At 45.4% G+C, this 22,850-nt stretch carries 19 protein-coding genes; 6 read left to right on the forward strand and 13 right to left on the reverse strand.

Annotation, left to right across the window (positions count from 1 at the left end; genetic code table 11):
- Positions 1-12 precede the first annotated feature (12 nt).
- Positions 13-729: a 2OG-Fe(II) oxygenase gene (locus CPIN_RS31555; protein WP_222838166.1), complete on the forward strand. Its 717-nt coding sequence runs from the start codon at positions 13-15 to the stop codon at positions 727-729.
- A gap of 96 nt (positions 730-825) precedes the next feature.
- On the opposite strand, the gene CPIN_RS31560 is transcribed toward CPIN_RS31555, so the two are convergent.
- Complete coding sequence (locus CPIN_RS31560) at positions 826-1,821, reverse strand: zinc-dependent alcohol dehydrogenase family protein (protein ID WP_012793949.1); 996 nt, start codon at positions 1,819-1,821, stop codon at positions 826-828.
- Positions 1,822-2,105: 284 nt separating this feature from the next.
- Between CPIN_RS31560 and CPIN_RS31565 the strand changes: the two genes are divergently transcribed.
- Positions 2,106-3,335: a serine hydrolase domain-containing protein gene (locus tag CPIN_RS31565; protein WP_044220168.1), complete on the forward strand. Its 1,230-nt coding sequence runs from the start codon at positions 2,106-2,108 to the stop codon at positions 3,333-3,335.
- Between the two features lie 6 nt (positions 3,336-3,341).
- Here the strand turns inward: CPIN_RS31565 and CPIN_RS31570 are convergent, their stop codons facing one another.
- Positions 3,342-3,590, reverse strand: a complete 249-nt coding sequence (locus CPIN_RS31570) for a hypothetical protein (protein WP_012793951.1) — start codon at positions 3,588-3,590, stop codon at positions 3,342-3,344.
- A 123-nt stretch (positions 3,591-3,713) separates the two neighbouring features.
- Between CPIN_RS31570 and CPIN_RS31575 the strand changes: the two genes are divergently transcribed.
- Entirely contained in the window at positions 3,714-4,958 is a 1,245-nt protein-coding gene (locus CPIN_RS31575) for a WG repeat-containing protein (RefSeq protein ID WP_012793952.1), read from the forward strand.
- Positions 4,959-5,009: 51 nt separating this feature from the next.
- Here the strand turns inward: CPIN_RS31575 and CPIN_RS31580 are convergent, their stop codons facing one another.
- Positions 5,010-5,630 (reverse strand): hypothetical protein, encoded by a 621-nt coding sequence (locus CPIN_RS31580; RefSeq protein WP_012793953.1) that lies wholly within the window; start codon positions 5,628-5,630, stop codon positions 5,010-5,012.
- Between the two features lie 56 nt (positions 5,631-5,686).
- On the opposite strand from CPIN_RS31580, the gene CPIN_RS31585 reads away from it, so the two are divergent.
- On the forward strand, positions 5,687-6,871 hold the full coding sequence (locus CPIN_RS31585; RefSeq protein ID WP_012793954.1) for an acetate/propionate family kinase: 1,185 nt from the start codon (positions 5,687-5,689) through the stop codon (positions 6,869-6,871).
- Positions 6,872-6,881: 10 nt separating this feature from the next.
- Positions 6,882-9,245, forward strand: coding sequence for a phosphoketolase family protein (locus CPIN_RS31590; protein ID WP_012793955.1), 2,364 nt, complete (start codon positions 6,882-6,884; stop codon positions 9,243-9,245).
- A 344-nt stretch (positions 9,246-9,589) separates the two neighbouring features.
- Here CPIN_RS31590 and CPIN_RS31595 read toward each other — a convergent pair whose 3' ends face one another.
- The 3 genes from CPIN_RS31595 to CPIN_RS31605 are packed head-to-tail and all read right to left on the reverse strand — an operon-like array spanning position 9,590 to position 15,515.
- Entirely contained in the window at positions 9,590-10,039 is a 450-nt protein-coding gene (locus CPIN_RS31595) for a MarR family winged helix-turn-helix transcriptional regulator (RefSeq protein WP_012793956.1), read from the reverse strand.
- 48 nt (positions 10,040-10,087) lie between these two features.
- A complete protein-coding gene (locus CPIN_RS31600; protein ID WP_012793957.1) occupies positions 10,088-11,083 on the reverse strand; it encodes a PorP/SprF family type IX secretion system membrane protein in 996 nt (331 codons plus the stop codon).
- A 4-nt stretch (positions 11,084-11,087) separates the two neighbouring features.
- A complete protein-coding gene (locus CPIN_RS31605) occupies positions 11,088-15,515 on the reverse strand; it encodes a T9SS C-terminal target domain-containing protein (protein ID WP_044220172.1) in 4,428 nt (1,475 codons plus the stop codon).
- A gap of 322 nt (positions 15,516-15,837) precedes the next feature.
- On the opposite strand from CPIN_RS31605, the gene CPIN_RS31610 reads away from it, so the two are divergent.
- Positions 15,838-16,275: a DUF2147 domain-containing protein gene (locus tag CPIN_RS31610; RefSeq protein ID WP_012793959.1), complete on the forward strand. Its 438-nt coding sequence runs from the start codon at positions 15,838-15,840 to the stop codon at positions 16,273-16,275.
- Positions 16,276-16,395: 120 nt separating this feature from the next.
- Here the strand turns inward: CPIN_RS31610 and CPIN_RS31615 are convergent, their stop codons facing one another.
- From CPIN_RS31615 to CPIN_RS31645, 7 genes are all read right to left on the reverse strand, one after another.
- A complete protein-coding gene (locus CPIN_RS31615) occupies positions 16,396-17,286 on the reverse strand; it encodes a DUF5777 family beta-barrel protein (protein WP_012793960.1) in 891 nt (296 codons plus the stop codon).
- Positions 17,287-17,293: 7 nt separating this feature from the next.
- The gene (locus CPIN_RS31620) at positions 17,294-17,836 is read right to left on the reverse strand and encodes a YceI family protein (protein ID WP_012793961.1); all 543 of its coding nucleotides are present in this window, start codon (positions 17,834-17,836) and stop codon (positions 17,294-17,296) included.
- Positions 17,837-17,847: 11 nt separating this feature from the next.
- Positions 17,848-18,255, reverse strand: coding sequence for a c-type cytochrome (locus CPIN_RS37255; RefSeq protein ID WP_012793962.1), 408 nt, complete (start codon positions 18,253-18,255; stop codon positions 17,848-17,850).
- A gap of 11 nt (positions 18,256-18,266) precedes the next feature.
- A complete protein-coding gene (locus tag CPIN_RS31630; protein ID WP_012793963.1) occupies positions 18,267-18,689 on the reverse strand; it encodes an OB-fold protein in 423 nt (140 codons plus the stop codon).
- A gap of 25 nt (positions 18,690-18,714) precedes the next feature.
- Complete coding sequence (locus CPIN_RS31635) at positions 18,715-20,658, reverse strand: outer membrane beta-barrel protein (protein ID WP_012793964.1); 1,944 nt, start codon at positions 20,656-20,658, stop codon at positions 18,715-18,717.
- Positions 20,646-21,221 (reverse strand): RNA polymerase sigma factor, encoded by a 576-nt coding sequence (locus tag CPIN_RS31640; RefSeq protein WP_012793965.1) that lies wholly within the window; start codon positions 21,219-21,221, stop codon positions 20,646-20,648. Before CPIN_RS31640 ends, CPIN_RS31635 begins: the two co-directional genes overlap by 13 nt.
- 374 nt (positions 21,222-21,595) lie before the next feature.
- A complete protein-coding gene (locus CPIN_RS31645; RefSeq protein WP_012793966.1) occupies positions 21,596-22,834 on the reverse strand; it encodes a FecR domain-containing protein in 1,239 nt (412 codons plus the stop codon).
- Between the last annotated feature and the right edge of the window lie 16 nt (positions 22,835-22,850).

A 22,850-nucleotide genomic window follows, 5' to 3' on the forward strand; every position in this document is an offset into this window, starting at 1 on the left:
TACAGAAAAAAAATGATGAAAAACGTCGCAGAACGCCTGCATAGCAAGGATTGGCAGCAGATCAGTGATGATATGCATGAGTGTGGTTACTCCCTGATAAAGGGCTTATTAACCATAGAGGAATGCCAGGAACTGATTGAATTGTATAATGACAAAGCGTCTTACCGTAAAACGATCTCCATGGAACGGTACCGTTTCGGCGCCGGAGAATATAAATACTTCCGGTACCCGTTACCGGATCTGATCACGACTGTAAGGGAAACGGTCTATCCTTATCTGGCAACCATTGCTAATAAATGGATGGAAGTCCTCCAGTCCAGTCATCGCTTTCCTTCCGCCCATTCCACGTTAAGAGAACAATGCAGCGAAAAAGGACAGGACAAACCAACCGTCCTCATCCTGAAATATGGCGCCGGTGGTTTTAATACCCTACACCAGGATTTATACGGCGATATATGGTTTCCCATGCAGGCCGTCCTCTTCCTGAATGAACCCGGTGAGGACTATAATGGAGGTGAATTTGTCCTGACAGAACAGATTCCCCGCGCACAGTCCAAAGCCAGCGTGATATCCGCTCATAAAGGCGACATGTTATTATTTACGACCAACTTCCGGCCTGTAAAAGGCACCAGGGGATATTACAGGGTGAATATGAAACATGGGGTCAGTCCTTTACATAGTGGGAACAGGCATACATTGGGTATCATTTTTCATGATGCACAGACCTGAGTATAGCTGCCGGATGGATTATCTTCAGTGAAAGACAAACAAAAAGGGACTTCAGCTTTGAAGTCCCTTTACTTATACTCCTTATGGAGCAATTATTTAAATCTCAACGACGATATTACCAGTTTCACCTCTGCGCACGATCAGGGTCAGTGCCTGATCTGCTGTCTGCAGATGAAAGTGACGCGGATCCAGCAATGGCAGTATCTGTCCTGCTTCCGCCATTCTTGTTGCTTCTCTTAAAATAGCGCCATGGTGCTCTCTGCCCATTCCTGTCAGCATTGGCAGTAAGGTGAAGACACCGGAATAAGTAGCTGCTTTGGATGATAATGGCGCCAGACTGTGAGAGCCCCATCCCAGGGAACTGATCACATGGCCATTATTCTGCTTTACAGCCTCAAAAGAAGCGTCTAAGGTGGCGCCGCCTACTGTATCGAAGACGATGTCAAAACCAGCGCCACGGGTGTATTTATTCACATAATCCGCTACACTTACGGTATCTGCATCGATATGTGTTGCACCAAACCACTCAATGATCGCTTGTTTATCATCTGTGTCAGTTGCGTAAACATCCGCACCAAATGCACGGGCGATCTGAATCGCCATTTGTCCGATACCACCGGAACCACCATGTATCAGTACTTTCTGTCCTTCTTCGATCTTTGCCTTGTCTACCAGGCCTTCCCATGCGGTCACAAAACCAAAAGGTATTGCAGCTGCTTCACGCATGGTAAGATTAGCTGGTTTCCGGGCGATCAGTTCTGCGTCTACGGCTACATACTCTGCCAGAGAGCCCTGTAAACCTGCCACGCCACCTGTCATGCCATATACCTTATCACCAGGCGCATAACTTGTTACACCCTCTCCTACTTCTACAACCACACCTGCCATGTCAATACCCAGTACTGCCGGCAATGGCTGCTTTGCGTGCTCCGCTTCTCCAGCTTTAATTTTTGCATCCAGTGGATTTACACCACTCGCCTTTACTCTTATCAGAACCTCTCCAAAATCCGGTCTTGGCCTGTCTATTACGCGATATACGAACGGGGCGCCATAATCCTCAAGGACTAGTGCACGCATGTGCTCACTACTCATAGTTAGTCGGTTAATCTTTTATTGTGCTGTTTATTATCTTAATAGTAAAGGACACACGACGAATTATTCACAGTCATTGACTAAATAGGTAAATAATGCTACCTGCCGGATATAGAACTGTCAGCTTCCTAATAGATTTTGTCTATGCTAAAAGTGTTCCATTCTGCAAACTACTGACAAACAATACATTTCCCAAACGTCAACTTGACATTCTGAAGATATTTCGTGCATTTCTGACAATTTCGCGATATATAACATATAGAAAAGATGACTATCTTACCTGCATGAAACGCCTGCTCTCCTGCATCATATTCGTAAGCGCTGCCACACTGGTTTTCGCGCAATCTAAAAACACCAGGAACACTACCTATTTTCCCGCAAAAGATAACTGGCAGCATCGCGCGCCGGCAGCTCTCGGATTAGATGCTGCAAAACTGGCAGCTGCCATACAGTTTGCAAAAGATAATGAAACAAAAGCGCCCCGCAATATGGAAGTAGCACAGGCGCTCAGTTTCGGAAAAGAACCGTTCAGCAATGGCGTTGGACCGTTTTCCACACGTGGCGATGCCACTGGTGTAATTATTTATAAAGGCTATATCGTGGCAGAATGGGGAGAGACATTCAGAGTGGATATGACACACAGTGTGACAAAAAGTTTTCTGTCAGTCGTAGTAGGATTGGCCGTAGACAAAGGTCTTATCCATAGCGTACAGGATACTGTAGCCAATTATGTACCACCAATAGAAGTGTATAATCCTGCAGCGATCGGCCCTGGCGCCGAACAACTGGGACAACCACAATTACTTAACCCTTTCGCAGGGACGCACAATAGTACCCTGACATGGGATGTCATGTTACGACAGACGAGCGACTGGGAAGGAACATTATGGGGAAAACCTGATTGGGCTGACAGACCGGAAGGCAATGCCGCTGACTGGATGAACAGGAAACGGAACAAGCCCGGTACAGTATGGAAATATAACGACGTACGGGTAAACGCCCTTGCGCTGGCCGCTACCAGCGTCTGGCGCAAACCATTACCGCAGATACTCAAAACGAATATTATGGACGAAATAGGCGCCTCTGACACCTGGAGATGGAACGGCTACCGTAATTCCTGGATAGTACTGGATGGCAGCCCCGTACAGTCAGTAAGCGGCGGCGGACATTGGGGAGGCGGTATGTTCATCCATGCCTATGACATGGCGCGTTTTGGTCTGCTGACATTACACAGGGGTAACTGGAACGGAAAACAGCTGATTTCCGAACAGTGGGTGAAACAATCTCTTACACCCACTACGGCCAAACCGACCTATGGATATATGAACTGGTTCCTGAATACAGGAAAAGAATTATTGCCCGGCGCCCCCGCAGATGCCTTTGTCCATATAGGTAATGGCACAAATTTCATCTACGTAGATCCTGGTCATGATCTCGTTGCAGTGGTGAGATGGATAGAAAATAAATCGATGGACGAGATGGTCAGACACATACTGGCCGCCATCCCACAGTAGCCCTGGTTAGCAGGCCGCTGCTTCCCGCGTCAGTAATTTACTGAAGTTGATACGGGCAATCCGGAAATTACGCCATTCCTGGCTGGTACATTCCAGAGGAGAAATCTTACCGATGAGCGCTTCCAGTTGCTCAAAGAGTGCCTTTTTGTTGGACGCTATTTCTGCTGCTGCAAATACAATCGCCTCTACTGCTGTGTCGTTAATCGCCTGCTTTACCTGCTCAATGATGGACAAAGCCTGTTCACTTGTTCTCATAATTTGTCGATACATTTTCGCCGCAAATATACCGTTCCCTCTCTAACCATCCAACATATTGTGGAGAAGATTCATATATTTATTAAAAACGTTATATTTGCTGATACATCAATCCTGTACTTTATGAAAACCGTATATTTTCTCCCTGTCCTGCTGATCAGCTTATGGTGCAAGGCACAGGACGGTCTCTATCCCTATGCTGAAAAAGGGAAATGGGGACTTACCAACAAGAAACATGCAGTCGTACTTGAACCACAATTTGACAGTATTCAGCTGTTCCAGGGAGATTATGCCCGTGTGGAAAATAACAGAAAGGTAGGATTGATCAATGGCTCCGGCAAGATCATCTACCCTTGTACATACAATGATATGCCAATCGTTGCTCCGAATGGGATGGCCGTTGCAAAAACCATCAAAGGTTATATCCTGCTGGACCCGGCAACCGGCAAACAGAAAGGATCCCTGGTATTCGATGAAATACCTAGTATCAATCCGCTTTCCAAAGCCACCAATCTCCTTGTTGTTAAGAAAGAAGGTACTATCGGTCTCGTAGATATGAACACCGGTAACCTGGTGAATAAAACACTCAAATTTGATGATGGCGAATTCTTTGAAGAACCATCACTCAAAAATTTCCTGATCGTTGCACTGGATGGTAAATACGGTGTAATAGAAACATCCAATGGCAAAGAAGTGATCCCTGCTACTTACGGAGAGATCAAAAGTGCTACCGATGGTTCACAGGACCTGATCAAGGCCATTACAGACGACGAACGTGTAGTATACTTTGATGCCAGTGGTAAAGTCGCTCCTGCTTCAGTAGCCAAAGCGGCACAAAAAGTCGAGGAAAGCACTAACCATGACGCTGCCGCCCTTGAAGGTTCCGAAGAGAAAAAAGATATGCGTATCTACAAAATCCCGGGTGGTAAATGGAGAGTAGTAATTGAGATCGGTGAATTCCAACGTCCGGGCAGAGCACTGGACAGCGTTGAATTCAATGGCTACTCAACACTGGAATACCTGTCTTACCGCGAAGCACAACCTATCCCTGGTATGATCAAAGCCGTGAAAGACAACAACACAGGCGTGATCGATCTGAAAGGTAATGTGATCGTTCCATTGATCTATGATGATGTGAAATACAGAGAAGATAACTTTGGTCACTATGCCTTCATCGAAACAAGGGTAGGTAACCGCGTAGGGATCATTCCTGTCGAAACCATGAAGGAACTGAAAAAGCCCGTACTGGCACAGGTGATCGATGAAGATGTTAACCGTAAGGCATTACTGGTACAAACTGCCGGTGGTACAAGAGGATACATGGACAAAACTACAGGCGAGATCTATATTCCCGGATACAGAGACTAATCATCTTATCATACAGAATAAAAAAGGTACTGTCGGCTGACAGTACCTTTTTTATTCTTCGTTTTCCAGTAATGCATTCACCAATGCTTTCCACTGGAGTTTCGAAATACCAATCGCTCCTGCAGCCCCGATCACTGCATTACGCATCTTATCTATCGTATCTTCTGTATCGGTGTTAGGCATTTCATTCCTGCCGTAAACAGTTGCCGTTACAATATTTTCATCTCTCGTCACTACAAAAGAACTGGTCGCTTCCTCCTTCAGGAAATGTGCCGTACCGGCATGCTTTTGCTGCGGATGGCCTGAAGGACGTGCCCGTATAAAAAACAATTGCTGATGCTCGCTCAGCTGTATTTCCTCTACCTGTTCTATGGATACCCAGTCATAACCTTTTCCCGCAGTATTGCCGGGACCAGGTATATCAATACGTATAAACAAACCCGCATTGGCAGTTTCATCAATCTCCTCCCCCAGCTTATCTACCAGTTGAAATGATGAAGATAAAGCTCCACACAATTTTCCCCATTCATTCACGTGCTGTAATCTTTTCACGGCACGCTGAAAAACAGCAATAGCGGCCTGTTCATTGCCGTTCTCTCTTTCTGCTGATGTTTCCGTTTCTTCTCCCGTATACTGCACGGGGATAAAGGGCGCTGAAATATGATCTGGCATACAATTGAATTTATATAAGATAACTAAAATTTTATGCCAGAACAAACACAGCTTATATGGATAAAAAAAATACCGTCATCTTAACCATTAACTGCGGCTCTTCCAGTCTGAAATTTGCCTTGTTTGATTACAGTTCCCTAGCACTGATCAGCAAAGGAAATATACAGAACATCGGTGCTGAGAGCAGCATTCATATTGAAGACGCCGCCGGTCATGAAGAACGGGCTATGCAAGCGGTGCCTGATCTGGAAACAGCGATACAATTACTCACCGGACTGCTGGAAGACAGTTACGCACCTTATACGATCCATGCGATCGGGCACCGGATTGTACAGGGCGGCAAAGAACATTACTTACCCGAGTTAATTACCCCCGCCCTCCTGGATGCATTCGAATCACTGATACCACTCGCGCAGGGCCACCTTCCGGCTGAAATCACCGCCATACGCGCCTTTGCATCCGCCTATCCGGCGGTGCCGCAGATAGCCTGTTTTGATACCGCCTTTCACAAAGACATGCCCTTCACAGCAAAATATTTTGCCATTCCCCGTCACCTGTGGGAGGATGGTATTATCAGATACGGTTTTCATGGCCTTTCGTATGAGTACATTTATCAACAACTACAGCAATCGTCACCACAGGAAGCCAGGGGAAAAATCATCATCGCGCATCTGGGCAACGGAGCCAGCATGGCCGCTATACGCGATGGTAAAAGTATAGATACCACTATGGGCCTGACGCCCACCGGCGGCCTCGTCATGAGTACCCGCTCTGGTGACCTCGATCCCGGTGTCATACTCTACTTACTAAAAGAAAAACAATTCCTCAGCGAGAGGGCTTTAAATGAGCTGCTCAACAAACAATCAGGTCTAAAAGGCGTATCCGGCACCGTAGCTGATATCCAGACCCTGCTGGAAAAAGAAAACACCGATCCCAAAGCAGCAGAGGCAGTACAACTGTTCTGTTATCAGGCGAAAAAATACATCGGTGCTTTAACAGCAGCTACAGAAGGTATAGACACATTGATATTTACCGGTGGCATCGGTTTACACGCCCCGCTGATAAGAGAAAGGATCTGTGCCGGTCTCGGATACCTGGGTATACAAACAGATGCGGCACTGAATAATGATAACCGTGACATCATCTCTCCGGAAGGCGCTCCGGTGAAAGTCAGGGTAATGGCTACAAATGAAGAGCTCATTATTGCACAACACACACAGCAATGTTTGCACACACATTAAATCAGACGACATGGCAACACTCACTAACGAACAAGTACATAACATACAGGCTTACTGGGAAGCATCCAATTATCTCGCAGCAGCACAGATCTATCTGCAGGATAATCCATTGCTGAAAGATCCGCTGCTGACCGGCCACATCAAACCAAGGCTCTTAGGTCACTGGGGGACTTCTCCAGGTTTGAACTTTATTTATGTGCATCTTAACAGACTCATTAAATCCAGCGATGCAGATATCCTGTTCATCTGTGGGCCCGGACACGGCGCACCAGCAGTTCTTGCACAGACCTGGCTGGAAGGGACCTATACGGAGACCTATCCTGAAATTACACAGGATGAAAAAGGAATGAGACAGTTCTTCCGGCAATTCTCCACACCTGGAGGTATTCCCAGTCATGTGAGTGCACATACACCCGGGTCTGTTCATGAAGGCGGTGAACTAGGCTATTCCCTGGCACACGCAGCAGGTGCGGTAATGGATAATCCCCATCTCATAGCAGCCTGCGTAGTTGGTGACGGAGAAGCTGAAACCGGTCCGCTGGCAGGTAGCTGGAAACAGAACTGTTTCCTCAATCCTGCACGCGATGGAGCTGTATTACCAATACTGCATCTCAACGGTTATAAAATATCCGGTCCTACAGTAATGGGGCGTATGCCGGATGATGCACTCGCCACCTTATTTAACGGATACGGTTACGCGCCTTTATTTGTACGCGCGGCAGATACGATCGGCACACATCAGGAAATGGCCATGGCGCTCGACACAGCTTATGAACGAATTAGAGCAATACAGCAATATGCCAGAGATGGAAAGAAAACAGACGAACGTACCTTATGGCCGCTCATTATACTCCGTTCCCCTAAAGGCTGGACAGGTCCTGTCATGTGGAAAGGTAAACCGGTAGAAGGAACGTTCCGCTCCCACCAGGTACCACTGCCCGATGTCAGGGAAGATCAGGACCAGCTGGCCCTGCTGGAACAATGGTTACGCAGTTATACACCGGAAAAACACTTTACAGCAAATGGCGCTCCACAGGCTGCACTGAAGGCCCTCGCTCCCATTGGTGACAAACGTATGAGCGCTACGCCATACGCCAATGGCGGCAAAGATGCGCAAGCGCTGGTGATGCCGGATTTCAAAAACTATGCGGTAACCGTGAATGCTCCTGGTGTTATTATTGCCGAAGGCACACGTGAACTGGGAAAGATGCTACGCGATATTTTCGAACTGAATGAACAGCAGCAAAACTTCCGTGTGTTCTGTCCTGATGAAACGACTTCCAACAGACTGAACGCGGTGTTTGAAGTCACTAAGCGCTGCTTTATGGAGCACCTGATTGATATAGATGATCATTTATCCCCTGATGGCAGGGTCATGGAAGTATTGAGCGAACATCTCTGTCAGGGCTGGCTGGAAGGTTATCTGCTGACCGGCAGACACGGTGTTTTCCCTTGTTATGAAGCCTTTATCACCATTATCGACTCCATGTTTAATCAACATGCAAAATGGTTGAAAACATGCCGGGAAATCCCCTGGAGAAAAGACCTTCCCTCGCTGAATTACCTGCTGACTTCTCATAGCTGGCGACAGGATCACAATGGATATAGTCATCAGGGACCAGGTTTTATTGATACCGTCGCCAATAAGAAAAGCAACGTTATCCGTATCTATCTGCCCCCTGACGCAAACTGTCTGCTGTCTGTCATGGATCACTGCCTGAAAAGCAGGAACTATGTCAATCTGGTGGTAGCAGGTAAGCAACCTGCCCTGCAATGGCTTAATGTGGAAGACGCAGCGAAACATTGCGCACAGGGTGCTTCTGTGTGGGAATGGGCCAGTAATGACAATGGTCAGCAACCTGATGTTGTACTCGCCTGTGCCGGAGATGTGCCTACACTTGAAATTATCGCAGCAGCATGGTTACTTAGGAAGCATTTACCTGACTTAAAAGTAAGAGTTGTGAATGTAGTGGACCTGATGTCGCTCTCTCCGAAAGATTACCATCCGCATGGACTGGAGGCTGCATTATTTACCTCACTTTTCACGGACGATACACCCGTAGTATTTGCCTTTCATGGGTATGTAAGGATTGTACATGACCTCGTACATGGACGGCCGCATCCGGCAAGATTCCACCTGAGAGGATTCATGGAAGAAGGCACGACCACTACCCCGTTTGATATGGTCGTGCTCAATAAAATGAGCCGCTTCCATCTGGCCATTGCCGCCATCCAGCGGACAGAAAGACAGCTGGAAAAAGCAGACGAAGTGATCGGCTATTTTGAAGATAAACTGAGTATGCACAACATCTACATCAGGGAATGCCTGGAAGATATGCCTGATATCAGTAACTGGAAATGGAGTGATGAATAAAGTGGACCGGTATTAAAAAAATAACACCGGAATAGGACTATTCCGGTGTGCTGCTTAAACCTACAACTGTTACATTATCTGTAATCAAATATTTTTACTGCAACAAAAGTACGGGAGCATTTTTGCACGGCTGCTGTACGAAGTCTGGAATTTATTGGACAAATCACGGTTTTTTCATTTTGGGGTGTTTTTCAAGGGTATTATAAGGTTTATTTTAAATAAAAACACCGACCTAAGATTAGGTCGGCGGCTTATAAACCTACAACTGTTACACTGTTAGTAACAAAGCGTTTATGAATATTGTCCAAAACAGTTAAATATTTAACTATTAGGACAAAAAAAGGCTATTCTAGTTCAAGATTGCCTTGGATCACCTGCAAAGATTTAGTGACGTTTTTCAGGTAATCAACAGAAAGTCCTTTACTGGCTTTTTCATGCAATTCTTCCACTATCGGAGCCAGCAGATCGGTAATCTTATGGCCTGCTTCTGTCAGGTGAATGATCTTATTTCTTCTGTCTCCCGGATCCTCCACCCTACGCACCAATCCTCTTTTAGAAAGGTTGTCCAGCAGGTAAGTAATGCTTGTTTTGTCTTTATTCAGCAGATTGGCAATTTCCTGCTGATTGATCTCTCCTTTTTCCGACAGCGTATTGATCACCTGCAACATTTCAAAGGTCAGATCGATGTTCTGTTCCCGGAGCCTTCGCTGCACGAAATGCCGCATAGCATCCCTGAGATTCGATACAACGGTGCCCAGTGCTTTGAGATGAATAATATTGTCGGGTGTTTTCACTATGCTAAATTACGGCTATTAGTTAAACCTACAACTATTTTTTTGACCTTAGAAATATCTCGCGCAACGCGTATTATCCACTTTGTTATTGTGCGGAAACAAGATCCCAATAGACAGCTCATGCGAGCCCCGCTGGTACCTGGACATACCATTTGTTGTAAGATCATAAGAATATCCCAGGCGCATATTATCTGACACAAATACCTCCACCATTGCGCTGATCGCACTGCCTTTATACAGCTCGTCCGGTAAAGCCGGTTTCCCCCAAAGATTCACACCTGCCCGATACGATGCCCCTACCCACATGCGCTCCTGTAACAGCATGAATACATTGAGATCAATATTCGTCGGCCCTTTCAGGTCCTCTTTAATCATGACAGAGGGCTTCAGCTTAACATCATCAGACAGATACACCACCGTTCCTCCGCTGAGATAAAAATGGCGGGATTTGCGTAAAGTAGAATACAAGGTGCCATTGCCGAAATAGATCTTTCCCCCCGTATACGCAGAGAAAAGATCCATGACAGAAAACCCGATAAATGTTCTGTAAGTATTGTAGTAAATACCAAACCGTGCATCCGGCGCCAGTGTACTTTGTTTACCAAGCGTCAATGCAGGATCGTCTGCATCTACATATTTCCGCGAACTGCCATCTACCGCATACTGTGTCGCGCCGATCCCCAGCCCGAAACATAAACGACGGTCATTCTCCAATGGGATACGATAAGCATAGAAACCATATAAGGATATTGACTCCTGTGGGCCCAGGCGATCCCAGGTTATCTGTGTGCCAAGACCTACCTTTTTGGTGTATACATCAGTTACTCCATCTAAAGCGATTGCACCCGTCTGCGGCGCTCCCTGAAAACCTGCCCATTGCTGACGATAAGCGCTGTGCAGATACAACTCCTCCCTGTATCCTGCGTAAGCAGGATTCACACTCAAGCCGTTAAACACATACTGACTAAACTGCACATCCTGCTGCGCCTGCGTCGAGCAAGTCAGCAGCAGCAAAAAGATGAACAGTAAAAGGCCATTCTTCATAACACTATTTTTGGATCAGTTCTATGTATCCTTTATATACTTTTGCGGTACGTGACATATTAATCTTCAGCACATAATAGTAGATGCCCGAAGAGAGTCCCACACCGCCCCAGTTATTAGAATAGTTGAGCGCATGGTATACCATACTGCCCCAGCGATTATATATTTCCAACACGGAACCAGGATATTGCTCAATACCTCTCACCACGAAATAATCATTCTTACCATCGCCATTTGCCGTCACCACATTCGGAATAAACAGATCAGGGGAGATCTCTAAAGGCTGGATAGCAGCCTCGTTATTGCTCAGATCGGGATCTGTTTCACGACCGGAAATAGTAGCTGAATTTTCCAGCATACCACCATATATGATACGTGAGGTAAATGACAATTGCATCGGCTTATTTACATACAGCGTATCTATATTCCACACCACCTGATGCGTACGTGTATTGAAGAACACACGGCCGCCAGTTGCTGTCATATTTGTGATTTCATCCAGCATACCTGAAATATCATCGGTCACGATCACTTGTGAAGCATGGTCCAGACCTTTATTGTTAACTGTCAGTGTAAAGGTCACCGGATCACCTACAGTTGGTGATTTTGCGATCGTCACACTTTTGATAATAGAAAGGTCAGCAGAAGTACTGTTGTTGTAGTCTATGTATTTTACACAATTCCCTTTACTGGAAGGATCAGTTACTGTCACCATGATCCTGCCTGTTCCAACTGCGCCGGATGATAAAGTACTGAAGCCGCCTTTTCCATCTGTATGCGTCGTAGTGATACTACCATCCGGATAGGTGACCAGGATATCTGCACCCGACATAGCGGTGCCGGTAATTCTCAATAAACCGCCCTCCTGCTTTACAGGATCATTCACTAAAAACACCGGGAACAGTTCTGTAAGCGGCATTCTCATTGTTGAAAAACAACCATTCTGGTCTGTTACTGTAACGGAGTAATTACCGGCCGGCAGATTTGTAATTTTATTTCCTGTGGCCCCTGTACTCCATGCAACTCGGTAAGGCGGTGTACCACCTGTCGCGGATAAAGTCAATGAACCGGAATTATCGCCATGACAGGTAATGTCTTTTGGAAGAATGATCAATGCAATATCTAATGGCGCAGGCACTTTTACTGTTGAAACAGCAGATACACAGCTCTTTTCATTCATCACCTGCACACTATAATCACCTCCCCTCAGACCGGCAAATGTATTCTCATCTACCCAGGCTCCACCATTTAATCTATACTTATAACCGGCGCCCGGCACTGGTATGGTAATACTGCCATCAATGCTACTGTTACAGGTAGCGCTCTTTGTTGTTGTGGTAAACACCGGCATCGGCGGTACTTCTATTGTGAAGTCTCTTTGATTACGGCAACCGTTTAGCGTTGTTACTTCATAGGTAATGACCGCTGTACCCGGCCTGACTCCATGAATATGTCCCGTAGCGCCTATCTCCAGGATATTTGCATCATTGCTGCTCCATACACCTCCCGGAGTGATACACTGCAGATCAGTACCCTGATTGTCGATACACACCATGTTCTTGCCGCTGATCGGCGCTACTACCGGAGGCCCTTCCACGACAATCTGCGAGGTAACGGTATTGTCGCATTTGCCGTTATTGAAGCTATAAATAACTGTATAATTGCCCGGTGCACTTGTAGCAAGATCTATCACACCGGAATGGCTATCAATCTTTAATCCTGCATCCGCAGCAAACGTACCACCTGTTGTACCTGTCACAGCAACACTCGCAGTACCTACTGTACAAAATACAGGCTTATCGTATGCAATGCTTGCCTGTGGTAACGGACTGACAATAACATTCCTGCTGATCGTGTTCTCACAACCATAATTGTCTCTGATCGCATATACCACTTCAACCGTATCAGCAGTAATTCCCTTTAATAAACCGGTAGCGTCTATCGTCGCAATAGATGAATTATCTGTCATCCAGGTACCACCTGCAATTGTATTCTGTAATAAAAGTTGCGCTCCTTCACAAACTTCCGAAGCGCCGCTGATAGCAGGAACAACAGGCAACTCGTGAATATTTACACTGGTAGTGGTTGTATTGGTACACTGTCCATTACTGAATGTATAGGTGATGGTATGTATACCTGCTGTACTGTTTTCGAGATCAATTGTTCCTGTTGCAGCATCAATCACCAGCCCACTGTTCGAGGAGTAAGTACCACCCGTGGTACCAGTCTGATTGACAGTGGCGGTTCCTGATTTACAGAGATCTGGTGTATAATTGATCACCGCTTCCGGTAACTTATTTACAGTAACGGTATCCGTCATCCCCGATGCTGTACAGCCACGCGCATCCGTCGCTGTAGCGATATACACAAAACTGCTGTCTTCCAATCTGGGCGCAGCTGTAGTCTGTTGCAGCTGATCATCTGTAATCGCACTGCCTGCCTGCGGAATAGCGGTCCATGTAAAAGTATAAGGACCAGGTGTATTGCTGGCGGTGGCAGACAGGTTCAGTGTGGTACCCGGACAAACAGCTTTACTGTCAGCCAAAGCGATCATATCTGGCAAAGCATATACCTGCAAGGTTTTGATAGCTGTTGCGTTACACCCTGTTACATCTGTCACGGTATAGGTAATGTCAGTGTATCCTGCACTAAGCGCCCTGATCTTTCCATCCGTATCTACTGTCGCAGCAACAGGATTACTGGTCGTCCATATACCGTCTGGCGTACCATTTGAAATGGTAGCCGATGTCCCTTCACAAATACCTGTTGTAGCAGGAATCATCGTACTGGCAGGCAATATACCCGCCATGGGAATCACCGCGATATCATCCAGCGCGAGATCGTTCCCGTTGATACCAGCGGTATTGTTCTGCAGGAAAATATCAGCAGTATTAGCGGGTGCGATAAAAGTAAATGTATATTCCGTCCAGCTGCTGTTGTTGATTGCCCCGGTACTGAATGTCACGATACTGCTTCTGTCAGTAGCGATCATGCCGGCCAGTATATCCGGTTTCACAGGAGCAGCCGGATTTGTATTAGCAGCCCAGAACCGTAATTTATAAGGTTGTCCGATTAATAAATTAGTCAGGCGTTTCCAATAAAAATATTCCCGGTGAAAACCTGCTTTCACTAATAACATGTTGCCGGTGCCTGTTGTGTGATCTGTCAGCGAACCACTTTTATCAGTAGCCCGAATAGTATAGTAGCCGTCGCTGATATCATTGCTGCTGTAGTAGTGATATGAGGTTCCTGTAAAGGGTGCGGCTATGCCAAAATCTTCTGTCGATATCACACCACATGCCTGCGATATAGCCAGGGGATCGAGTAATGCCAGTTGGGCAATCACATGTACGGTCTCTCCTGCGGAAACATCAATCGTAGTATTTGTTATACCAGGTATATTTGTAGAATTTGCCCCCGGATCATATATCGTAAATCCTACGAGATTCCAACCCGCAGGTACCACAGATGACAAGTTATAAGCACCTGCATTCACGGGCAATACAATCGCATTTCCCTTTGCTGCGATCCGTTCATCGTCTATCCAGATACCATTTTCTGTACGGCTGAAAAGTATGCCACTGCTGGCAGGAACACTTGATGCACACCAGACCTGTTGTGCTGCCGTAATGTGACTAAAAACGGTATATCGCGTTATATCAGCTACCCAGTTACTGCCATTCCAGCGATAACCATTGGCATAGATAGTACCGTTGTCACCAAAAGCGACATCTGTAGTACCAGGCGCTCCCAGATCAAGCGCTGTTCCTCCGGCAAAAGGAAGCGTGAATACATTACCACTGCCGGCGTTGTAATAAACGATGTCACCAGAAGAAGGTAAAATGTCCAGTCGGGTGGCATTGGTACCTGGTCCTGCCAACAGACTCCAGTCGTCTGTATAAGGTGCTGCTATTGCATTATTTTTCCAGAGGGTACCATCTGCTGTCACGATTGCAATACGGCCCTCACCATAACTGATGTCAGTTGCTTTCAGACCTGCATGTGCAGCAGAAGAATAAATAAGTTGTTGATTACTACCATCCATAAGGTATGCATCACCGTTAGCATCAATACTGACAAACTGTCCGGGACCAGCTCCGTCTAATGCTATGCCGTTCCATGTGGTCAATATCCATTCACTGCTACCGGCCAGGCGATGATAGATCTGTGTATTGGTCAATGCAACCCATAACTCGCCGTTCCCCAGACCAGCAGCAGTCGTACCGTGACTTGCACCGATATCGCTGATAGCGTCTGTAGTAAAGGGTTGATCATTCAGGTAATAATCGGGTATGGTAGTCGGACCTCCGTTTACAGCGAATTGAAAATCAGGAGATGAAGCTTCGTTTAACGTGCTTAGGTGTACGTAGATGTATCCGTTCTGTGCTGTGGCTGATGAGACAAAAGATAGTACGATCAGTAAGATTTTCAATAATCTAATGGCAATTCGGTTCATAGGTTCTTTGGGAACTACAGGCGACTGTAGGTGGTAATCCACTTATTATACATCAATCCGGTACGTAATTTAGATATATTTATGATATAAATATAATATGAAGGTAAAATAATATACCTTCCATCGTTACGGTATACACGAAATCATTGACTTTTATTGTGTTCCGTTTTTGCAGTCAGTTGACAACCGGATTAAAAAAAAATGTAAATTAAGGGATACGGCCTGTAAACGGACCGGCCTGAATATTGCAGATTAATGATAAGTCCTTATTAGCGAACATAAACACTTTAAACATTCCATGATGAAAACGCTCGCGCTTCTTTTCTTTTCAATGATCATTGCCACTGGCAGTCTGTTGGCACAAAGCAATACAGCAGATAAGATATTAGGTACCTGGCTGAATGAGGAAAAAGACGGTAAGATAGAGATCTATAAATCTGGTAATAAATACTTTGGCAAGCTGGTATGGGGTAAAAACATGTATGAACCGGATGGCAGTTCCCGTACGGATATCAAAAACCCCGACACCAAATTACGCAGCCGCAAATTGCAGGACCTGGTAATACTGACCAATTTTTCTTATGATGATGATGAATGGGAAGGAGGAAAGATATATGACCCCAAGAGCGGAAAAACATATAGTTGTGTAATGAAATTTAAGGGTGCTTCCTTACAGATCAGGGGATATATAGGTATCTCGATGCTTGGTCGTACAACGATCTGGACCCGTGGATGATAAATAAACAATAAACCGGACAGATTGCGGAAAGCGGCTTTATCCAAAGTCACTTTCCGCAATCTGCCGGTCAAACCCTGTTGGCGTAGGTTTGTTGATAAAAGCGTTGTGTCCTTATTATTACTTCTTGAAATTGAATGATCTTGAGATATTGAATCCGAAGAAAATATCTCCTTTACCCCAACTACCATTCGTCCTGGACAGATAATAGGGTCCGATCATACCATTTGAATTGGTAAAGACCAGCTGGAACACGTGTCCTCCTGTTTCAATGTCTACTCCGAGGGAAAGTGAATTATATACTTTCGTAGATACTACCTGGTCAGGTAACAGATAACTGTACTCTGCGGTGACACTCATTCTCTTTGTAAACTTCATCCTTCCTCCTGCCGTAATGGCAAACAAGTCATTATTATCTTCCGGTGTAGCGACCAGGTTGTAATGTGTCCAGGATGGAGCCAGTTGCAGCGACAGGTTCCGTGAAAACTTCCGGGCTATGAGTAACTGAGAAGTATAACTGGTACGGAAACGGGAATTGAGATAAGGTTTATCCGTATATCGCTGTGTATAGTGAGTCACGAGTTCATACAGACTAAGTGAAATGGGCATAGCGCCCTTACCTGTGGATTGTTGCAATATCTTATACTTGATATTTCCATCAAATGCCTTGTCTACAGAACTTCTGCCCACACCTGCAGATAACCTGTCGGTGAAGCCGTAATCCAGACCAAAGCGGATAGAAGCATTATCCAGTCCAAACAGTTCATACGCACCTTCATTCAGTTTTCCGAAACGGTGCATGATCAGGAATTGTAAGCTTTGTTTACCAGGCGATTCTACCGTAGGAACATTGATCAGCTGAGTAGCTTTGAACGTACCCGTAACTACATGGGACTGATCCGATGCATTCTGGGATTCATCCAACATTTTCAGCAGACTGGTATCCTGTGCGAAGACAGCTACATTTCCAAGTAATAAATACAATATGATATAACAGGCGATCTTTTGCATATTCAAACTATTTTGCCGGCTGACATACCGCTACTATCTGTATGTTGATTTGTGACGCAATTTTGTCTTTAACCAGCGATGGTATTTTAATGTTGTAATCAGATGGTTTCACAGCAAAGGCAGCTTTAGCCGTCATCTTTCCTTCCTCGATCTGTAATTCGGCAGGCAGATTCTGAACCTGCTGCGTCACACCGTGAATGGTTAGCTGTCCGTTGACCTGTACTTTATAAGTACCAGGTTTGTTTGCAACGTCCCCGCTAAAGGTGCCTGTAAACTGTGCCTTAGGAAACTTTTCGCTCTCCACATAATTCTCATTATAATGTTCCTGCATCAGCTCTTTGGCAAACAGAAAATTGCGTTGCAATAATGTGAAAGCAAGCGACTTTTTCGTGAGATCGACAGCTGCAAATGCCTGATTATTTTGTGCTTTAATATCTTCCAGCGGTGTCTTCGAATAAAAACTGACATTTCCGTTTCTGGTCATATATGTCTGTGCCTTCATCGGCAGATATAACAGACAGGCCAGCACAATAAAGCATATGGTTTTCATATCCGTATTTTTTAATTGTTCTGTGCTCCGCGCGCAATCCACGCTTTGATCTTATTGATATTACAATCTGACAGTTTAGCTCCGCCCTGTGGCATTGCAGGATATCCGGCTGCATGTGTGATCGTGCCTACAAGGTTACCGTTGTCTGCCTGTGTTTTTACAGAAGCATAACTACCCAGGGAAACGCCGCCACTCACATTACCATTACCATGACAGCTGTAACAGTTAGCCTGGAGGATGGGCAATACGTCAGCTGCATATTTCATATTAACTGTATCGCAGGTATTTCCGCCACCACCGTTGCCACCGCCATTACCAGGAGGATTTGTGATGTCTTGTTCGTTACTTTTTGAACAGGACACAATGAGGGCGCTGCATGCAATAGCCACTGCTATTAAAGAGAAAAACACTTTTTTCATAGTCTGAGTTGTTACTTGTTATTTATAATAGTTGCGTCAACAATGCTTACATCCATCAGTAGCCCTGTGCACATTCCTTTAATCAATACTGATTGTCCAACTTTTGGTAGTTGTACTTCTTCTCCCGGCGCTATACTGCAGTTCACACCGCCCATACCATCTACCTGTCCTGCCAGCAATACAGAAACTGATGTCCCTGTCTTTTGTACATCTGTAACTGTACCGGCTACTTCTACCACTTTATTCACATAATTGGTATTCGCGAGCTGCTCATTCTTTGAAAACTCCTCATACAGTTTCAGCGCGGTAATATGCTTATCCGTGTGCGCCGCGGCGGCGGAAGTTCTCGGCTTATTATACAGGTAATACCCTGTTCCCGCTGCTATCAGGCAAAGCAATGCCCCAGCGAGAATGATCAATTTTCTTCGCGTCATGTCGTTGCTTATTAAAATGCTGTTCTTATCTCAGGCGTAAAGGCCGGGTCAGGCCAATATTCATACCTACACTTGTCACAGGCAGATCGCCAATACCGATACCTCTGGAAGGTATCTTAATATATGGTTCTACCCGCAGTGTGCCTAAAACACCGACTGGCCGTTCGTAACCAACGCCCAGGTGTATAATAGAGAACCAGTCTGCAGTTGTCTTTCTGTAGGTCCAATTCCTCTCTCCATACTGGCCATAGTATTTGTAACTATAATCGTACTTCTGTTTTTTCATAATGTACGATGACATGCCTGCGTTTGCATACCAGCTGCTCTTTTCACCTGTTGCAAAAGTGAAGCGCACATTCACAGGGATTTCATACATATTACACCATCCATCCACATTAATCAGGTCCATATCCGCGGGCCATGGTGTTTTTGTCGTATTAAAATATTCTCCGGTAGAATAATAGAATTTACGTTCGTACAACACACCTGTTTCTACTGCCAGTTTTTTACCAAAACGGTAACCGGCGAGTAGTCCCACATTATATCCAACATTAGAAGTACGCTGGAACTTTACCGTCGTAAGATCCGGACTGAATAGCAGTCCATAATACAGCCCCTTTTTCAATGAAGCAGGTTCCCGTTTAACTTTTGTCGCACTCGCCGCTGCACTGCTGTCTGCTAATGCACCGACCGGTATATTGAGCTTTCTATCCACATGTAAGAGACTTGTCTGCGGTGGTGTATGTTTTACTGTGGCGCCATTAATATGTTCAATACTCAGCGGACTTACAATGACAGCAGTTATCCCCGGCCTGGCAGCAGGATAACTGCTGTTGTTGGGGATATCCTGTGTTTCGCCTGTGCGTACAGGTATATTCCCATTCTTCCTGTTCTCGATGGACTGTTCACTGTCCGCTGCGGACGGGCGTTTATCGCGTCCTGCAACATTTGCTGCAACCTTCCGGCCTTTCTGCGAAGCTACACGTTCACGCGTGTTCAGTTGATCATCTTCTTCAATAGTAGATCTGTTTCCTTTTACAATACCAATGTTGTTGCTTGCTGATGGCTTATTGTCTGTTGAAGATTTAGTAACTCCGATTGCTGTTTTATCCGTGTTTACGGCATTTGCCTTTCCGGCTGCCATTAACGGAGCACTGTCTGCTGTCACTCTCTTGTCACTATTGCCTTTGTTTTTCTTTCCTGTCTTCACGATCGGAATATCAACTACAGTACTCTCCTGATTTGTCTTTCCGGTCGTAGCGTCTGAAGCAGTAGCAGTTTTATCCACATTTCCTTTCCTTACATTTTCAGCCGCAACAGTTGCAGGTTTAGCAATGCCTTCGTTTGATCTGCCAGTATTGCTGGTAGCAGGTGTATTGGTTTTATCCTTGTTGTCGACTGTTGAGGAAGATGATCCTTCTCTGTTAGCTGATGTATTCGGAATAACAGCGCCTTCGCCCTTATTCTTCTTCTCAGTTGTTGACGCAGGTAATTCTTCTCCGACATTAGATGTATTCGGAATAACAGTGACTTCGCCTGTATGCTTTTTTTCAGCTGTTGATGCTGTACCGGCATCCTTATGCTTTCCTGTTGTATTGTCAGCAGTAATAATGTCCTTTTCGTTATGAATTGCCTGTCTGTTTTGCTTAGTTGCAGAGGTGTTATCATCTGCTGTTCCTACCTGTGCTGTCTTATCTGCTGTAAGACCTTCTCTGCCGGACTCCTTACGGTTACCGGTAAATAATCCGCTTACTATTACTGTCAACAACAGGATCGTTCCCAGGAACCATAAACCGGGTCTGAACCACCAGCGATCCTTTAACCTGCGTGTAGCGGTCCCCTGCTGATTATTATCAGCCTGCTGCAACCTATTCTGCATAGCTTCCCAGTCACCACCACCTGTATTCAGGGGATAGTCTGAGGCCGCATTGCGGAATAGTTCGTCCATATCGTCATCTAGGAGCTGCATACGTCAATTTCAGGTATATCTGTGTTTAATTTTTTTTGCAAATAAGCTCTTGCCTTTGCCAGGTTGGACTTAGACGTGCCGATACTGATATTCAGTTTGTCGGCAATTTCCTGGTGGGAGAATCCATCAATTACATACATATTGAATACCACCTGATAGGAAGGTGGTAATTCCTTTATCAGTATGATCAACTCCTTGTAGTATAGTTTCTGTTCTGCTGATTGTCCCACGTCCGGTACTTCCCATACTTCTTCCGGTATACCGCCGATCTCCGGTATCATATTTTTCCGCCTGAGTTCATCAATTGCTGTATTCACCATAATACGTTTGATCCACCCCATCAACATTTTTTCCTGGTCTTCGGTATCCTCGCAACTGAATTTGTCAAAACGGGTAAACACCTTCACAAAACCATCATTTACAACGTCTGCGGCATTTTCGTACCTGTAAATATACCGGAACACAATTTTAAAAGCATAGCCATAGTATTGCTCATACAATAACTTCTGGCATCTGGGCTGTTTATGAATGCACCCCTGTATTATGGTAGAAAGTTGTTCCAATGTTTTGTCAATAGGCTCACATATGTCCTTACCTTATAAATACGGAAGCTGTAGAGAAAGGTTGCCTCGGGTGAAAAATATTTTTCAAATAAGATTCCATAAGTACGTAAATTATTAATAATCAATCTATTTTAGACGAATTTTCTGAGAGTAAATAAAGGCTGTAGGCATCAGAGTGCTTTTCCAGGTATATAAAGGTGGTCTGATTAGTTCAAATGACCCAAAATCATACATATTCTCAATTTCCGGTATAAGTTGCTCCCCATGTCATAACGCTTCCTTTGTATCCCCGAGACTACTATATACATTCCTCTCCCCCGAAAATCCCCTGATTTCCTTCTCACTCACAAATTTTCCTTAAAAATAAGCTTATTCTATTCTACCTGCTGTTTCCAGGCGCCAATAGCAGCCGTATCGGCTTTACTAACAGATACTTTCCCCTCGTGGGACAACTCTACCTGCTGACCGGCGGGAATGGACAATCTTTTATTACCTGCTTGTAAGTGAACAGCGGCCTCCATAGCTGTGATGATTAACCTGGCAGGTGTCGGATAGGTCTGGATATTAAACGATGTACCAGTGACATCAGCAGAGAGCTGATGTGCGCGGATATGGAAAGGACGGTCATTATCCCCGTTTACCTGGAAACTGGCTTCACCATTTACCTCTACATCCCTGTCAGTGACTGTATAGGATGCAGGGTACTTTACCGCACTTCCCTTGTTCAGCCAGACCTGTGTGCCATCAGGTAAAGTATCTTTCGACTTATGATCGGACGCAGCAGACAACGTACGAAAGGAAGCTGACTTTTCTGACCGCATAAAGATCAGATAGATACCCGGACCAACGATCAGGAATACCAATGCAGCTGCTGCATAAAGATAATTCAGCCTTTCGGAATAGATCTTCCGGATGGCAGGCGTACTGTCTGCCGGTATGGGCCGGTCTATCGCCGTCGCCTTAGATATCATCGGCGTCCAATGTTCATTATAAGACCTGACGGCAGGAGGATTTCCCTCCAGCAACCTTGTCTTTTCCACTACCCAGTTATTATGACGGGACGATACACTGCTATGCGCAACGTCCTTCAGACATTGCCTGACTGACTGATGTACGGCGTTAATCGCACCTGTAACTGTATCTACCGACAGATTCATAGCTGTTGCTATCCGGGCAGGCGGCATCGCTTTCAGGCGATGCATCTCATAGATCAGCCTCCGCTGTTCAGGTAAGGACATGATGGTGTCATGTATCAGTGTCTGATAAGCTTTATAATGCTGTACTTCCGGAGGCAGCTCTTCCTCATATTGCGGTACTGGCAATAGTTCATCTGCTGCCGTATCCTGCAGGTAGCTATAACACTCATGCAATGATACAGAGCGCAGATATGCATCCATGTCTTTTACATGAGGCAGCTTGTCTCTGTGTAACCAGATAATGATAAAAGTTTCCTGTAATACTGCCAGTATGCAATGGCCATCCCCTCTAAGTACAATGGCTATATCAGCTTCCACTATTGGCGCCACCGCCCTGAAGAAACGGGCAAACGAAGTTTCATTGCCATCGGCAATGCTTTGCAGCAGTTCTGTATCATAATAGTTTATCTCCTGCATAACGCGGATGATCTTA

The organism is Chitinophaga pinensis DSM 2588, from assembly GCF_000024005.1.
Lineage (GTDB): Bacteria > Bacteroidota > Bacteroidia > Chitinophagales > Chitinophagaceae > Chitinophaga > Chitinophaga pinensis.

Excerpts from the sequence above, each read along its gene's own strand:
- CPIN_RS31555 (WP_222838166.1), top strand. The coding sequence starts at position 13 with ATGATGAAAAACGTCGCAGAACGCCTGCATAGCAAGGATTGGCAGCAG.
- CPIN_RS31560 (WP_012793949.1), bottom strand. The coding sequence starts at position 1,821 with ATGAGTAGTGAGCACATGCGTGCACTAGTCCTTGAGGATTATGGCGCC.
- CPIN_RS31565 (WP_044220168.1), top strand. The coding sequence starts at position 2,106 with ATGAAACGCCTGCTCTCCTGCATCATATTCGTAAGCGCTGCCACACTG.
- CPIN_RS31570 (WP_012793951.1), bottom strand. The coding sequence starts at position 3,590 with ATGAGAACAAGTGAACAGGCTTTGTCCATCATTGAGCAGGTAAAGCAG.
- CPIN_RS31575 (WP_012793952.1), top strand. The coding sequence starts at position 3,714 with ATGAAAACCGTATATTTTCTCCCTGTCCTGCTGATCAGCTTATGGTGC.
- CPIN_RS31580 (WP_012793953.1), bottom strand. The coding sequence starts at position 5,630 with ATGCCAGATCATATTTCAGCGCCCTTTATCCCCGTGCAGTATACGGGA.
- CPIN_RS31585 (WP_012793954.1), top strand. The coding sequence starts at position 5,687 with ATGGATAAAAAAAATACCGTCATCTTAACCATTAACTGCGGCTCTTCC.
- CPIN_RS31590 (WP_012793955.1), top strand. The coding sequence starts at position 6,882 with ATGGCAACACTCACTAACGAACAAGTACATAACATACAGGCTTACTGG.
- CPIN_RS31600 (WP_012793957.1), bottom strand. The coding sequence starts at position 11,083 with ATGAAGAATGGCCTTTTACTGTTCATCTTTTTGCTGCTGCTGACTTGC.
- CPIN_RS31610 (WP_012793959.1), top strand. The coding sequence starts at position 15,838 with ATGATGAAAACGCTCGCGCTTCTTTTCTTTTCAATGATCATTGCCACT.
- CPIN_RS31615 (WP_012793960.1), bottom strand. The coding sequence starts at position 17,286 with ATGCAAAAGATCGCCTGTTATATCATATTGTATTTATTACTTGGAAAT.
- CPIN_RS31620 (WP_012793961.1), bottom strand. The coding sequence starts at position 17,836 with ATGAAAACCATATGCTTTATTGTGCTGGCCTGTCTGTTATATCTGCCG.
- CPIN_RS37255 (WP_012793962.1), bottom strand. The coding sequence starts at position 18,255 with ATGAAAAAAGTGTTTTTCTCTTTAATAGCAGTGGCTATTGCATGCAGC.
- CPIN_RS31630 (WP_012793963.1), bottom strand. The coding sequence starts at position 18,689 with ATGACGCGAAGAAAATTGATCATTCTCGCTGGGGCATTGCTTTGCCTG.
- CPIN_RS31635 (WP_012793964.1), bottom strand. The coding sequence starts at position 20,658 with ATGCAGCTCCTAGATGACGATATGGACGAACTATTCCGCAATGCGGCC.
- CPIN_RS31645 (WP_012793966.1), bottom strand. The coding sequence starts at position 22,834 with ATGCAGGAGATAAACTATTATGATACAGAACTGCTGCAAAGCATTGCC.